Source organism: Parvibaculum sp., from assembly GCF_030694575.1.
GTDB lineage: Bacteria > Pseudomonadota > Alphaproteobacteria > Parvibaculales > Parvibaculaceae > Parvibaculum.
On the sequence record NZ_JAUYUS010000039.1, the window covers coordinates 1 to 13,517 of the forward strand.

Below are 13,517 nucleotides of genomic sequence, written 5' to 3' on the forward strand. Positions count from 1 at the left end.
CGGCGCGACAAGGGATCGACGCCCGTGGTGGGTTCGTCGAGCACGAGCAGATCGGGATCGTGGATCAGCGCGCAGCAGAGGCCGAGCTTCTGCTTCATGCCGCCGGAAAGTTTCTGCGCCGGGCGGTCCGCGAAAGGTGCAAGGCCCGTGCTTTCGAGAAGCGCCGCGATGCGGCGTTCGCGCTGCGCACGGCCGTGACCGAAGAGACGCCCGAAGAAATCGATATTCTCGAAGACGGAAAGCGTGGGATAGAGGTTCTTGCCGAGGCCCTGCGGCATGTAGGCGATGCGCGGGCCGATGGCGCTGCGATGGCCGGGCTTGCGCATGTCACCGCCGAAGACCTCGAGGCTCCCCTGCTGCAGCGCGCGGGCGCCGGCAACGAGCGAGAGAAGGCTCGATTTGCCGACACCGTCCGGGCCGATCAGCCCGACCATCCCGCCCTCGGGAATATCGAGCGTTACGTTCCGCAGCGCGTATTGCTTGCCATATTGCAACGTCACATCGCGAAGCCGCGCGACGGCCGGAGGCGCCGTCATTGGGGCAGCTTGACCTGCAACTCGGCCGGCCATTCCACGCGCGGATCGAGGCGCACATAGGCCATGCCGGGCAGTCCCGTCTTCACGTTACGGATATATTTGCGGAGAAGGTCCGGGTCGATGGTGGCCTTGACGCGGAACATGAGCTTCTCGCGCTCTTCCAGCGTCTCCACCGTCTTCGGCGTGAACTGCGCGACATCGGCGACGAACGTCGCTTTCGCGGGAATGACATATTGGGGCGCGGCGTCGAGCACGAGATGGACTTCCGCGCCGAGCGCGACGCGGCCCGCCGCATCGGTCGGCAGGAAGAACGTCATGTAGACGTCGCTGACGTCGATCATGTTGAGCACCTTGCCGCCCGCCGCCACGATTTCGCCCGGCTGCGCCACCCGGTACTGGATGCGCCCGTCGCGCGGCGCGAGCAGCGTACCGTCTTCTATGTCGGCGTCGAGACGCTCGATCGTGGCGCGCCCGGCATCCACCGCCGCCTCGGCGCCGACGACCTGCGACTTCGCGGTGGCGATGGCCGCATCCGACGCGGCGAGCTGCGCTTCGGCGGCGCTGACCGCCGCCTTTGCCGCCTGGAAACGCGCGCGATCGTCGTCCAGCGCCTGGCGCGAGGCCGTGCCCTTGGCGGCGAGCTGCTCGGTGCGGCCGAGCCGGCTCTGCGCGGCATCGAACTCGGCGCGGCGCTGCGCGACGACCGCCACGGCCGCGGCTTTTTCAGCCTCCCGCTGCTTCACCTGGCTCTTCGCGCTCTCGACGCCAATCACCGCCTGGTTCAACTGCGCCTCGGCCTGACGAAGCTGCGCTTCGAGCGAGGCGGTATCGAGCTTGACCAGGATCTGGCCGGCGGTAACGAAATCGCCCTCGTCCACGAACATTTCCTGAACCCGGCCAGCCGTCTTCGCGGCGATGTCGATTTCGACAGCCTCGATGCGCCCATTGCCGCTGGCGAAACCTTCGGCGAGCCCATCATCGTTGAGGGATTGCCAAGTGAAATAGGCGGCCACCGCTATCGCAAGCGCCACCCCTGCCCTCAGCAATGTGGTCCGGTTCAGATACTGCATGTGCGAAGGATACGCGCTTTACGGAGAAAAACCACTGCGACACGAAGGCCTTGATGTCCGGTCACGGCGAAGGGAATGTTCCCGCAGGCAACTTGCTCTCCTCGAGCCATGCGACGCTCTCCGGCCTTTGGCCATCCGTCTCGATGAAGTCCCGCACGGCCTCCCATGCCTGCTCCCAAGGAATGAACAGGCCGACGGGCAGCAGCGTGTCGTGCAAGCTGCGGACATGCTCACCGAGGCGCAAGAGATCGCCCCTGGAGTGGTACGTCTCCTTGTGTCCTCCACCCCACTTCCGCCATGTGAGCTGTACACCGAGTTCGGGATGCGCCCATATATCGAGATGGACGGCGACGCGGCCAGCGCCGTCACCGTCTTCCGCGGTCAGACCCGCGCTGTCGTTCCCGGTCTCGAAAAACCATCGCTCGCCCAGCGGCGCCAGAAACAATGGCGCGATCTCCTCCGGTTCCGGCCAGCCATCGCGAAAACGGGAAATAAAATAGCTGCGTTTTTCCATGTGCTGCCCAGCCGCTCCGACAGAACGAAAATGAGAAGGCTCGCAGGGTCGGCTCCGCGAGACGCGACTATATTTGCCGAACCAGTCACCCGCTGGCGTCAGCGTCACCCGTCTCGACCCTTCGAAAGCTACATTTGAAAACGCGCCTGCAAACGAATTTTTCTCCCGACTAATCCCCGCTCTTTTACATGGCCACATAATTCCCTCCTGGCGATCGCATGGATTTGCGTCCAACTGGGAGGATTCTGTGGCGGCACAACATCCTTATACCGAACATCTCGACATACGTCATTCTCTGGCGTGGTTTCGCCTGAAGCAGGCTCTCCTACGGCTCAAACGAGCACTCGATGTCAAAGAGCCCTTCGACTTCGTCACATACGTCGGGAAAGCGCCGATCCTTTTAATCGGCGAAGGAAACCTGAGCTTCAGCGCATCGCTTCTGCGTCGATCCGGACATTCTGGCAGGCAGATTATAGCTACAACGTTCGAACCTGAAACAACGTGGACAAGGCCAACCGTCGACAATGCCAGGCACCTCCGACGACAAGGCGCGCTCGTGAGGGGCGCGGTTGATGCTACGAGGCTGAAGGAGCATGTCAGAGGAAAGACATTCGAACTTATTGTCTTCCAATTTCCGAATGTAGGCAGCCGAGTTCCGCGATACGGGCGCAACCCCAATCACATCTTGGTTCGACATTTTTTGCGGAGCGCTGGACAACACCTTGAGGAAACGGGTCAAATCGTTATTACGACGGTCAACAGTTCCTACTATGATGGTGCTTTTGATATGGACGGAGCAGCCGAAGCGTCCGGGTTTGAAAAGCCCGTCGCGCATCCCTTCCATTTCCCCGAGTATCCGGGCTATGCCCATGTCAACACTCTAAACGACGAGAGTGCCGTCGACGGAGAGACGGAGTTCGTAACACTCGTGTTCAAACCTAAACGCCATTACAAATAGAAATCGCGGAATGACGATCAAATCCACCCTACCCCCCGGCGCGATCCTGCTGCCGGGCTTTGTCACGGTGGCGGAGGAGGAGGCCTTGCTGCGGGCGCTCGATGGCGGCGCATGGAGCAGCGAGTTGAAGCGGCGCGTCCAGCATTTCGGCTATCGCTACGACTATCGGGCACGGGCGGTGACGGCGGATGCCTGGCTGGGCTATCTGCCGGACTGGCTCATGCCTCTGTGCCGGCGCCTCGAGACGGAGACACCCTTTCGCCGGATGCCGGATCAGGCGATTGCGAACGAATATATGCCGGGCCAAGGCATCGCCGCGCATGTCGATTGCGTGCCATGCTTCTCGGACCGCGTCGCCTCGCTCAGTCTCGGCTCAGCCTGCGAGATGATTTTCCGGCACCGGGAAACAGGCGAGCGGCTTCTCGTCCGCCTCGACCAGAACGCACTGATCGTGCTGACGGGCGCGGCGCGCTACGACTGGACACATGAAATTCCGGCGCGGAAATCAGATGTCGTGAATGGCGAGCGCGTGCAGCGCGCACGACGGGTTTCGCTGACGTTCCGCAATGTCGTCATCTAGATGGACAGCGGCGGCGTCAAGCAGGGCGCTTGAAGATCAGCGAGGTGTTGACGCCGCCGAAGGCGAAGTTGTTGGACATGGCGAATTCGGCGTCGATGTCGCGGAAGCCGCCGACAATGTAGTCGAGCTCGCCGCATTTCTCGTCGACGTTGCGCAGGTTCACATTGGGCGCGAAGCTCTTCTCGCGCATCATTTCGATGGTGAGCCAGGCCTCGATGGCGCCGCAGGCGCCGAGCGAATGGCCGAAATAACCTTTCAGCGAATGGATCGGCACCGTGGGGCCGAGAACGCGCGAGGTGGCGAGCGTTTCCGCGATGTCGCCCTGCAATGTCGCCGTGCCGTGGCCGCTGACGAAACCGATGGCCTCCGCCGGGAGCCCCGCATCGCCGAGCGCGAGCTGAAGCGCGCCGCCCATGGTTTCCGTTCTCGGATCGGTGACGTGCGAGCCGTCCATGTTGGTGCCGAAGCCCGCGATCTCCGCATAGATGGTCGCGCCGCGCGCGAGAGCATGCTCGCGCTCTTCGAGAATGAGCGAGGCGGCGCCTTCGCCGATGACGAGCCCGTCGCGGTCGCGGTCGTAGGGACAGGGCGCGGTTTGCGGCGCGTCGTTGCGGCAGCTTGTGGCGAAGAGCGTGTCGAAGACGATGGCCATGGTGGGGCAAAGCTCTTCCGCGCCGCCCGCGATCATCACATCCGCATGGCCGTATTTGATGGCCTCATAGGAGTAGCCGACGGCCTGGGAGCCGGACGTGCAGGCGGACGATGTCGTGATGACGCGGCCCTGCAGGCCGAAGAAGATGCCGATATTGATGGCGGCCGTGTGGCTCATCATCTTGATGTAGCTCATGGCGCTGAGGCCGGTCGCCTCGCCCGTGTCCATGAAATGGACGAAGCCCTTGGTCGGCTCGGTGGAGCCGTAGGAGGAGCCGAAGGCGACGCCTGTGCGGCCCGAGGCGAGGACGGGATCATCCTTGAGCCCCGCCTGGGCCAGCGCATCCTCCGCCGAGCGCACCGCGAGCGCGGCGACGCGGCCCATGGAGCGCATCTGCTTGCGCGGGTATGCCTTCTCATGCTCGAAATGCCGGGCAGGCGCGCCGAGCCGCGTTCTCATGTCGCCGAGACTGTCCCAGGCGTCGATGTAGCGTACGCCCGTGCGGCCATCCGCCATCGCGGCGCGGATGCCGCTCCAATCGCTGCCGAGCGGCGTCACCCCGGCCATCCCCGTTACAACGACGCGCCGCATCAGCACATGCCCCCGTTTACCGATATGACCTGCCGCGTCATGTAGCTCGCCTCGTCCGAAAGGATGAAGGCGACGATGCCGGCGATCTCATCGGGTTTCCCCAGACGCTGCATCGGGATCATTTTCAGGATTTCCTCGACCGGCGCCGCCTCGATCATAGCGGTTTCTATCACGCCGGGCGCCACGCAATTGACGGTGATCCTGCGCGTTGCGAGTTCCACCGCCAGCGCCTTGGTTGCACCGATGATGCCGGCCTTGGCGGCGCTGTAGTTCACTTGGCCGCGATTGCCCGTGATGCCCGAGACCGACGAGATGGTGACGATGCGGCCGCCGTCGCGCCGCCTTATCATGGGCATGACGAGCGGATGGACGACATTGAAGAAGCCGCCGAGATTGGTGTCGACGACGCCGTCCCAGTCCTCGCCGGAGAGGGCGGGAAACGCATTGTCCCGCGCGATGCCTGCGTTGAGCACGACGCCCCAGTAAGCGCCATGGGCGGCGATGTCGGCTTCCAGTGCGGCGAGCGCCGCGGCCCGGTCCGAGACGTCGAAGCCGAGAACGCGCGCGGCGCCGCCCGCCGCTTCGATGGCGCGGCATGTCTCATCGGCGCCCGCCTTGTCGGAGCCGTAATGCACTGTGACAGGGAAACCATCCCGCGCAATGCGAAGCGCGATGGCGCGGCCGATGCCCTTGCTCGCCCCGGTGACGAGGATGCCGCGTTTCGTCTTGTCGGTCATGTCGTTTCTCCCGGCATGTCGAACGAACCGTCTTCAGGCCGGTAGACATTGATGGTGGCGGCAACGCATTCCTCGCCGCCGATGCGGATGGTGCCATCGAAGGCGGCCATGCCGTTCTCGTTGAAAGTCATGTCGACGCGGACACGAAGCGTTTCGCCTCTCGCGAAATGGCCGCGCGACGAGTTGTAGCGCCGCGTGCCGAGAAGGAAGCCGATGGCAGGCGGCGTGCCGCTTTCGGCCCGGAGCGCGCCGTCATAGGCGGCGATGGTCTGCGCCATGTATTCGAGGCCGACATAGGCGGGCACGCCGGCACCCTCGCGGTAGAAGCTCGAGCTTTCGGAAATCTCCACTTCCGAGACGGCATGTGTCGCGGAGGCTTCGACGAGCCGGTCGATCAGCAGCATGGTGCCGCTGTGGCGCACAAGCGCTTCGACGGGGGGAAGCGACCGCGCCATCAGTCGCGGGCCAGAATAAGGACGAGGTTGTTTCCGCCGAAGGCATAGGAACAACTCATCATATAGCGCCCGTCGGCACGTTCGCCGATGCGGTCGGCGAGATGGAGCGGCGGCAGATCCGGGTCCGCCTCGCCGTCCCAGAGATGCGGCGGCACCTCGCCACGCGCGAGCGCCATGGCGACGAAGGCGGCCTCGCAGGAACCGGCCGCGCCGAGCATGTGACCCGTCAGCGCTTTCGTGGAACTGCAGGGAAGATCGGAACCGAATATCCGGTGCGTGACCTGCGCCTCCATCGCGTCGTTGAGCCGCGTCGCCGTGCCGTGAAGATTGAGATAGGCAATGTCGCCGGCTTCGATCCCCGCATGGGCGAGAGCCTGTTCGATGGCGAGTTCGGCGCCGCCGCCTTCGGGATCGGGCGCGCTCAGGTGATGCGCATCGGAACTCTCGCCCCAGCCGGCGATGCGGATGCCTGCCTCCCGGCGCGTGAGCAGGAAGAGCGCGCCGCCATCGCCGATATTGATGCCATCGCGATTTACGCTGAAGGGATTGCAGCGCATGGCGGAAATGGAATCGAGGACCGAAAAGCCGTTGAGCGTGAGGCCGCACAGCGTATCGACACCGCCCGTGACGACCGCGTCGCACAGACCCGCTTGCAGGAGGCGCGCCGCGCTGACCATTGCCTTGCCGCCGGAGGTGCAGGCGGTGGAGACGCCGTAGCAGGGACCGCTCGCGCCGGTGACGGCCTGGACGAAAGCCGCGGGATCGCCGAGTTCGTGGCGGGGAAAACGGAAATCGTTCGGCCAGACATCGCCCGCGATATGCCGGGACAGCGCCCCCTCCCAGCTTTCGATGCCCGATGTGCTGGTGCCGATGACAATGCCGACGCGCGATGCGCCGAATTCCGAAATGGCTTGCCCGATGGCGGGAAGAAGCGGCAACAGACAATGATAGACGAGGCGATTGTTGCGGCTTTCCCATTCGGCCAGTTCCGGCGGCAGATCGGCAACCGCAAACCGCAACCTTCCAACCGGCGGTGTGCGTCCGTCGGTAAGCGTTTCCGTCTGAGCGAGGCCTGCCGGGTCGCCCGCAAACAGCGCATCCGCGACCTCCGCCCAATCCGCGCCGAGCGCGTTGGCGATCGAGGAAGCCGCGATGTAGACAGGCTCGTTCATTCCGGCGCTATCCAGTGACTGTCGATGACGAGGTCGTAATCATAGGCGAAATTCCGCAGCCGCGCCGGTCCCTCCCAGGGATTTTCGGTCGGCCGCCGCACCTCGACAAGCAGTTCGCGGTTGCGGAAAATCCGCCGCGTGCCGCCGCCAGATACGACGAAAATGCCGCCGGAAAGCGCAGCACGCAATGCCTCGTCCGGCGCGTAGACCAGCATGAAATCGGCGAGAAGGCGCGCCACCGGCACACTTTCCGGCGCGAGGCCGCGCCGGACGGCGATGGCGCCCTCCTGCCATTCGATCGTCATGAGATGCGGACCGGAGGGAACCGTCATGGCTAACGCGAAGCGCGAGGGCGATGTTTCGATGGTCGCCTGAAAGCGGTCGTTCCTGCCGCCATGGCTTGCGCGCACGAGCTGGACCGCTTGCGCTTCGGCACCGAAGGGAGGCGTGGCGGGCAGGGTGAGCGAGACGCCCGGCGCTATCTCTTGCCGCGCAGGCAGGCCAGGCGTATCGGCCGCGCATCCCGCGAGGAAAAGCAGCGCCGGAAAAGCGAACCGCGCTAGCCGCACAACTCTTCCACCATCTTGAGATATTTACCCGGTTCACGAACGAAGGGATTCTCCTCGTCCCACGCATAGCCGGCGAGAACGGATGTAATCATCGCCTTGACCTGATTCGCGTTCCGCGGCTGGCTGAAGATGATCTTCTGCAGCGAGCCGTCATACCAGCCGCTCACATAGGCGCGGAAGGTTTCGACACCGCGGCTGAGCGGGCGCGCGAATTCCGCATCCCAGTCCGGCACCTCGCCATTGAGCTGCCTGATAAGCGCATGCGTGGCAAGCGACGCCGATTTGAGTGCGATGGTGACGCCGGAGGAAAAGACAGGATCGAGGAACTCACCCGCATTGCCAAGGAGTGCATAGCCGGGGCCCGTCAGGCTGCTGACGCGGGCCGCATAGCCCGATATTTCGCCGACGTCGCGCACCCGGCGCGCATTGGCCAGAAGGTCCGCCATGAGGCCCGATTCGGCGACGAGCGCGGCAAGCTGCTCCTCGCGCGTGACGCCATAGGGTGCGAGATCTTCGGGCTTGCCGACGACGCCCATCGAGCAGAGACCGTCCGCCAGCGGGATCATCCAGTACCAGATTTCGCTGTTCGACGGATTGACCGTGATGAGGATCTTGTTCCGGTCGTAGGCTTGCGGCGGAATATTGTCTTCGACATGGGTGAAGATCGACATCCGGTTCGGAAAGCTTGTCGGCGATTCGAGATCGAGGAGGCGCGCGAGCACGCGGCCGAAGCCGCTCGCGTCGAGAACGAAGCGCGCCGCGATGTCGCGCTCATTGCCTTCCTCGTCGCGCACGGTGAGGCTCGGCGCGACGGGATCGGGCCGCATCGCGATCACCGTCTGCCCGAAGCTCACCTTCGCGCCCTTACGCACCGCGCCGCGCGCGAGCAGATCGTCGAACTTGTCGCGGCGAACCTGGAACGTGGTGCCCCAGCCATTCGCGCTCTTCACGCGGAAGTCGAAGCTTTCCTCCCTGTCGCCGCAGCGGAAGATGGCGCCGTTCTTGTGCTGGAACCCTGCCTCCACGACATCGCGCAGCAGGTCCGCCTCGGCGAGCCATTCCATCGCCTGAGGCAACAGGCTTTCGCCGATCGAGAAGCGCGGGAAATGAACCCGCTCCAGAACCTCGACCGAAAACCCCGCATCGGCAAGCATGGCGGCTGCGACGGACCCCGCCGGGCCCGCGCCGATAATCACAACGTCAGGATTCAATTTCTTCCCCATCCGAAACGCCGGGACCTCGCCCCCTTGCGAGAGGCGACAGCGCCAGCGACACGAAAATGCCCACTGCCACGGTGACGCCGAAACTCTTCACGGGCAAGACCGAACTTAAGCCGAGAAGCCCGACCGAGATGCAGGTCATCAGCGCCGCGAGGACGATGCCAACCCGTGTCCATTTACCATCTTCGCCCGGGTGCTCCCGCTGAAAAATCGCATAATCGACACCCGCGCCGACCACCAGAAAGAGGCCCATGGCCGAAAAGAAGGAAAACGGCAGCCCCAGCAGCATGACGATGGCGGGGGTGGCGAGGACGGCGAGAAGCGCGGGAAGAAGAACGCGCAAGGCCGATAGCCGGCGGTAAATGGAGAGCAACATGAGCGCCGTGGCGAGACAGGCGGCGGCGACGCCGAAAACGGCGAGACGGCGATATTCGGCGAAAAGGCCGGAATAGAGACCCACCGGTTCGACGAACTGCCACACCCCCTCCCCACCCGCCGGCAGGGCAAACGCGCGCGAAACCGGCAGGATGGACCAATGGCTGCCCGATGTTTCGCCCCGAAGCGAGGCGGCGATCGGCGGAAGCGGCGCTTCCTCCGCGCCCGGTTCCGCGTAAGGCGCGGAGCCGGTGGCACCGAGATCCGCGATGAGCGAGGGCAAGTAGGGTTCGATGAGGCGCTCCCGGAGAAGCGCCGCATCGTGTTCTCTCGCCGCGGGCGAGGGATCGATCCGGCTCGCCGCCAGCACGACAGATTCCGCATCCCCGGGAGAGAGCGCCGCGAGCAATTCTTCCTCGCGGGCAGCAGCCTCGCCGGACGAGCCGCCGCGCACCAGAATGAAAGCGGTGGAGGGAGCGAAGCCGGTCAACTCGCGAAGCCGCGCCTCTTCCGCGGCGAGGCTCGGCGACGGCGCCTGCAGGCGGCGCACATCGTCGAGAACATCGCCAAAGCGCCAGCCGGCGGCGAGAAGAAGGACGGCCGCGGTGGCCGCCACCCAGTGCCAACGCAGGCGCGGCGTGCGGGCGAGCCAGGTGCCGGCGTGGCGCGCGGTCCAGGCCGCGCCCGGCCCGGTCGCCATGCGGCCGCCCTCAATGAGCGGCACCAGCCAGAGCGTGCCCGCCCATGCCGCGACAAGCCCCGACATGCCGAAGAACGCAACCTGCCGGAAGGCCGGCACGGGGAACGCAAGCAGCGCCGCGAAAGCGCCGATGGAGGTGAGCATGCCGAGCGTCAGCGGCTTGAAGAGGCGCGCGCGGCGCTCGGCGCGCGAGCCGGGTGCCTCGCCGATGCCGGTGACGAGATAATAAGTCGTGTAGTCGACCACCATGCCGATCAACGCCGCGCCGAAGACGAGCGCCATGACATGGATGCCGCCGAAGACGAGAAGCGTGACCGCGAGGCCGGTGACGAGCGAGTAGACGGCCATCGACAGCGCCAGCACCGGCGCACGGAACGACCGGAACATCAGCCAGTAGAGCAGAAGGATCGCGACAAAGGTGACGCCTCCGATAATCGACACTTCCATGCGCGCCTGCGCTGCGCCGTAAGCGGCGTGAAAGACGGCGCCCGCGCGCGACAGCGTGAGCCCTTGCGGCTCCCACTCCGCCCGCCAGTTGAGAACGGCGCGCGCGATCTCGTCCTGCACATCGAGACGAAAGACGGAGGCATCGATGCTGCCCGAGAGAATATCCGCGGAGCCCGGCAGGAACGAGCGCGGCAGAAGACAGCCGAGGAGGCGGTTGGTGAGCAGAAGGGGATCGCTTTTCAGCAACCCGCCAGCGCCCGTGCTGCCCGGCGCATACCACTGGCGCAAGGCTTGGTTTGCGATCGCTTCGCCCTCGCCGGCTTCGAGCCGGGCACGGTCCGCCGGACAGAGGAGCGAAGCACGATGCACGAAGAACCAGCGCCAGAGCGCTTCACCATCGACATCGGCAGCGCGAAAATATCCCGTTGCGGCAAGAGCATCCGACAGATCGGCGAGCGCCGCACCGCGCGCGCCCGCCGTGCCGCCTTCGACGGCGAAGACGACGCGGTTCGATGCAACATCGTTCGCCTGCGCGACGGCGGCGGCCAGCACGGGATCGTGCATGTCCGCCGGGAGAAGCGAAATGATGTCCGTGTCGATGGCACCGTCGATGCGGATGGCGGAAAAGAGAAGGGCAGCGACGAAACCAAGCGCCATCAGCGCCGCCGGCCACCGCGCCGGCTTCATGACGCGTCGTCCGCCGGCACAAACTCGATCACCTGCCGGTCGCCACCCGCGCCGCCGATCTCGACCCGCGCGACATCCTCGCAGCCGCGCACCGATATGCTGCCGATGGCGGATTTCATGCGCGCCTGAAGCGGCGTCAGCAGAATTTCCCAATCGCCATTTTCGAGGATGACGGGCGAGGAGGCGTTGAAGATGGTTTCGAGTTCCGTCCATTGGCCGCGCATCAGGGCTGCGGCGGAACGTGCGATGCCCGCGCCCATATCGGCAGGCCCCGCGCTCACCGGTTGAGGCGCGCCGCCGTCGACGGCCTCGGTGATGCCGGACGCGGTGATGACCGTTTCGACATCGAAAGGCTTCAACATGTGCCAGACGATGCGGCCCTCTTCCGCATGCAGCACGCCCGCCGATTTGAGCGGCCGCGACATGCCTTCGATATGGCGTTCCTGCGTGAAGCCCCGCGTCACCTTCTCTTCGCGAATCTCTTCGGGCATCGGACAGCTTGCGGCGCGCGCGGGCGCCGTAAACGAAAGAAGCGTGAGGAAGAGAACGGCGAATCTTTTCATTCGAGCCACGGCGAAAGCTTCTCGCGCAGCACGGGCGGCGTTTCCCATTGCATTTCCTTCGACGCGATATCGAGCGCCACATGGATCGTGTGGCCACGCGTGATCTTCCGTCCCGATTGAGGGTCGCGGATCAGATAGTCGATTTTAAGGCGGTTCTCCCATTCGACGACGCCGGCCACGACTTCCGCGCGCTGCCCGAGTTCGAGAGGCCGGTAGTAGCGGATGTGCATGTCGATCACAGGCCAGGCAAAGCCGGATGCTTTCATGGCGGTGTAGCCATAGCCGATCTTCGTGAAGAGCGCGGCACGGCCGAATTCGAAATACTTCGCGTAATTTCCGTGCCAGACGATGTTCATCGGATCGAGGTCGTGGAAATGAACGTCGACAGGCGCGGAGGCTGTAACGATGGCCTTCATAGTCCAACCCCTGCCCGCTCGAACGGCCAGTCGAGCGTCCACGCCCCGCGATCGATGCCCGCGCAGAGATCGCGCAGCAGACGGTCGAGGGGGCGGTCTTCCTCGATGAACGGGATGGCGGCTTCCAGGTCGCCGACAAAGCCGGCAAGCGGCCCTTCGAGATCGGACATCGCAATCTCGCCGGTACGAAGGCGAAGTCTTATTGCCTGCCGGCAGGCGATGGCCAGCGCCGCCGCAACCTGCTCGGTGAGTTCGAGCACACGCAGCGCATCGCGCGCGGCGATCGTGCCCATCGAAACCTTGTCCTGATTGTGGCACTCCGTCGAACGCGAGAAAACGCTGGCCGGCATGGTGAGCTTCAAGGCTTCCGCGGTCCAGGCGGAAGCGGCGATCTGAAGCGCCTTCAACCCGTGATTGATCGCCGCGCGCGGACCCTCGACACCGGAGAGGTTCGCCGGAAGCCCGTTGTTGAAGCGCGTATCGACCAGCAGCGCCATCTGCCGGTCCATCAGGTCGGCGATATTCGCGACGAGGTTTTTCAGGCTGTCCATCGTGAAGGCGACATGGCCGCCGTAAAAGTGACCTCCATGCAGGATGTCGCCGCTAGCGGGATCGATCAACGGATTGTCGTTGGCGCTGTTGATTTCCGTTTCGAGAATGGTCCGGAAGGAGGGCAGCATGTCTTCCAGCACGCCGACGACGTGCGGCGCGCAGCGGATCGAATACCGGTCCTGAAGGCGCGACGGCTCATGCCCGCGCGCGAAGGCGGCAAGGTCGGCGCGGATACGCGCGGCGACGCGCATCTGGCCGGGATGCGGCTTCGCGCTGTGGAGCCGCGCGTCGAAATGCGCCGGATTGCCCATCAGGCCCATGCAGGCGAGCGACGTGAGGCGCGTCGAAAGTGCGGCGAGATAGATGGCCTTTGAAAACGCGATGGCGCCGAGGCCGGACATGACGGCCGTGCCGTTCATCACCGCCAACGCCTCCTTCGGGCGCAGCACGATGGGCGCGAGACCTTCCTCGCGAAAGGCATCCGCCGACAGCATCTCGCGTCCACCGAAGCGGACCATGCGTTCGCCGGCAAGCGCGCCCGCGATATAGCTCAGAGGCGTGAGGTCGCCGCTCGCACCCACAGAGCCTTCGGCCGGGATCACCGGCAGGATGTCGCGCTTCAGCATTTCGGCAAGCAACTCGACAAGCCCGGGACTGACGCCGGACCAGCCGTGAACGAGCGACGCGAGCCGCACGGCCATGACGGCGCGCGTTTCCTCGTTC

Annotated in this window: 15 protein-coding genes; 2 read left to right on the plus strand and 13 right to left on the minus strand. The window is 64.9% G+C overall.

Annotated elements, in window-relative coordinates; translation table 11 throughout:
- The 3 genes from Q8S60_RS06505 to Q8S60_RS06515 all read right to left on the minus strand — a co-directional run.
- Window positions 1-536, minus strand: a 536-nt coding sequence (locus Q8S60_RS06505) for an ATP-binding cassette domain-containing protein (RefSeq protein ID WP_305668440.1), incomplete at its 3' end; no start/stop codon positions are given.
- Window positions 533-1,606, minus strand: a complete 1,074-nt coding sequence (locus Q8S60_RS06510) for an HlyD family secretion protein (RefSeq protein ID WP_305276831.1) — start codon at window positions 1,604-1,606, stop codon at window positions 533-535. The genes Q8S60_RS06505 and Q8S60_RS06510, both read right to left, overlap by 4 nt.
- A 61-nt stretch (window positions 1,607-1,667) precedes the next feature.
- Window positions 1,668-2,120: an Imm1 family immunity protein gene (locus Q8S60_RS06515; protein WP_305668441.1), complete on the minus strand. Its 453-nt coding sequence runs from the start codon at window positions 2,118-2,120 to the stop codon at window positions 1,668-1,670.
- Window positions 2,121-2,367: 247 nt separating this feature from the next.
- On the opposite strand from Q8S60_RS06515, the gene Q8S60_RS06520 reads away from it, so the two are divergent.
- Window positions 2,368-3,078 (plus strand): class I SAM-dependent methyltransferase, encoded by a 711-nt coding sequence (locus Q8S60_RS06520; protein WP_305276834.1) that lies wholly within the window; start codon window positions 2,368-2,370, stop codon window positions 3,076-3,078.
- A 10-nt stretch (window positions 3,079-3,088) separates the two neighbouring features.
- Window positions 3,089-3,658, plus strand: coding sequence for an alpha-ketoglutarate-dependent dioxygenase AlkB (locus tag Q8S60_RS06525; protein ID WP_305276835.1), 570 nt, complete (start codon window positions 3,089-3,091; stop codon window positions 3,656-3,658).
- A 16-nt stretch (window positions 3,659-3,674) separates the two neighbouring features.
- On the opposite strand, the gene Q8S60_RS06530 is transcribed toward Q8S60_RS06525, so the two are convergent.
- The 10 genes from Q8S60_RS06530 to hutH form a co-directional block, all read right to left on the minus strand.
- Entirely contained in the window at window positions 3,675-4,901 is a 1,227-nt protein-coding gene (locus Q8S60_RS06530; protein WP_305276836.1) for a beta-ketoacyl-ACP synthase, read from the minus strand.
- The gene (locus tag Q8S60_RS06535; RefSeq protein WP_305276837.1) at window positions 4,901-5,638 is read right to left on the minus strand and encodes a 3-ketoacyl-ACP reductase FabG2; all 738 of its coding nucleotides are present in this window, start codon (window positions 5,636-5,638) and stop codon (window positions 4,901-4,903) included. Before Q8S60_RS06535 ends, Q8S60_RS06530 begins: the two co-directional genes overlap by 1 nt.
- Window positions 5,635-6,093, minus strand: a complete 459-nt coding sequence (locus Q8S60_RS06540) for a hypothetical protein (RefSeq protein ID WP_305276839.1) — start codon at window positions 6,091-6,093, stop codon at window positions 5,635-5,637. The genes Q8S60_RS06535 and Q8S60_RS06540 overlap by 4 nt, the downstream gene beginning before the upstream one ends.
- Entirely contained in the window at window positions 6,093-7,265 is a 1,173-nt protein-coding gene (locus Q8S60_RS06545; protein ID WP_305276840.1) for a beta-ketoacyl-ACP synthase, read from the minus strand. The genes Q8S60_RS06540 and Q8S60_RS06545 overlap by 1 nt, the downstream gene beginning before the upstream one ends.
- A complete protein-coding gene (locus Q8S60_RS06550) occupies window positions 7,262-7,834 on the minus strand; it encodes a DUF3261 domain-containing protein (RefSeq protein WP_305276841.1) in 573 nt (190 codons plus the stop codon). Before Q8S60_RS06550 ends, Q8S60_RS06545 begins: the two co-directional genes overlap by 4 nt.
- Window positions 7,825-9,045: an NAD(P)/FAD-dependent oxidoreductase gene (locus tag Q8S60_RS06555; protein ID WP_305276842.1), complete on the minus strand. Its 1,221-nt coding sequence runs from the start codon at window positions 9,043-9,045 to the stop codon at window positions 7,825-7,827. The genes Q8S60_RS06550 and Q8S60_RS06555 overlap by 10 nt, the downstream gene beginning before the upstream one ends.
- Window positions 9,035-11,263 (minus strand): MMPL family transporter, encoded by a 2,229-nt coding sequence (locus tag Q8S60_RS06560; RefSeq protein WP_305276843.1) that lies wholly within the window; start codon window positions 11,261-11,263, stop codon window positions 9,035-9,037. Before Q8S60_RS06560 ends, Q8S60_RS06555 begins: the two co-directional genes overlap by 11 nt.
- Entirely contained in the window at window positions 11,260-11,826 is a 567-nt protein-coding gene (locus tag Q8S60_RS06565; protein ID WP_305276845.1) for an outer membrane lipoprotein carrier protein LolA, read from the minus strand. Before Q8S60_RS06565 ends, Q8S60_RS06560 begins: the two co-directional genes overlap by 4 nt.
- Window positions 11,823-12,242, minus strand: a complete 420-nt coding sequence (locus Q8S60_RS06570) for a thioesterase family protein (protein WP_305276846.1) — start codon at window positions 12,240-12,242, stop codon at window positions 11,823-11,825. Before Q8S60_RS06570 ends, Q8S60_RS06565 begins: the two co-directional genes overlap by 4 nt.
- A partial coding sequence (gene hutH, locus Q8S60_RS06575; RefSeq protein WP_305668442.1) for a histidine ammonia-lyase occupies window positions 12,239-13,517 on the minus strand: 1,279 nt, incomplete at its 5' end. The genes Q8S60_RS06570 and hutH, both read right to left, overlap by 4 nt.

Excerpts from the sequence above, each read along its gene's own strand:
- Q8S60_RS06510 (WP_305276831.1), bottom strand. The coding sequence starts at position 1,606 with ATGCAGTATCTGAACCGGACCACATTGCTGAGGGCAGGGGTGGCGCTT.
- Q8S60_RS06540 (WP_305276839.1), bottom strand. The coding sequence starts at position 6,093 with ATGGCGCGGTCGCTTCCCCCCGTCGAAGCGCTTGTGCGCCACAGCGGC.
- Q8S60_RS06515 (WP_305668441.1), bottom strand. The coding sequence starts at position 2,120 with ATGGAAAAACGCAGCTATTTTATTTCCCGTTTTCGCGATGGCTGGCCG.
- Q8S60_RS06545 (WP_305276840.1), bottom strand. The coding sequence starts at position 7,265 with ATGAACGAGCCTGTCTACATCGCGGCTTCCTCGATCGCCAACGCGCTC.
- Q8S60_RS06560 (WP_305276843.1), bottom strand. The coding sequence starts at position 11,263 with ATGAAGCCGGCGCGGTGGCCGGCGGCGCTGATGGCGCTTGGTTTCGTC.
- Q8S60_RS06570 (WP_305276846.1), bottom strand. The coding sequence starts at position 12,242 with ATGAAGGCCATCGTTACAGCCTCCGCGCCTGTCGACGTTCATTTCCAC.
- Q8S60_RS06530 (WP_305276836.1), bottom strand. The coding sequence starts at position 4,901 with ATGCGGCGCGTCGTTGTAACGGGGATGGCCGGGGTGACGCCGCTCGGC.
- Q8S60_RS06565 (WP_305276845.1), bottom strand. The coding sequence starts at position 11,826 with ATGAAAAGATTCGCCGTTCTCTTCCTCACGCTTCTTTCGTTTACGGCG.
- Q8S60_RS06525 (WP_305276835.1), top strand. The coding sequence starts at position 3,089 with ATGACGATCAAATCCACCCTACCCCCCGGCGCGATCCTGCTGCCGGGC.
- Q8S60_RS06535 (WP_305276837.1), bottom strand. The coding sequence starts at position 5,638 with ATGACCGACAAGACGAAACGCGGCATCCTCGTCACCGGGGCGAGCAAG.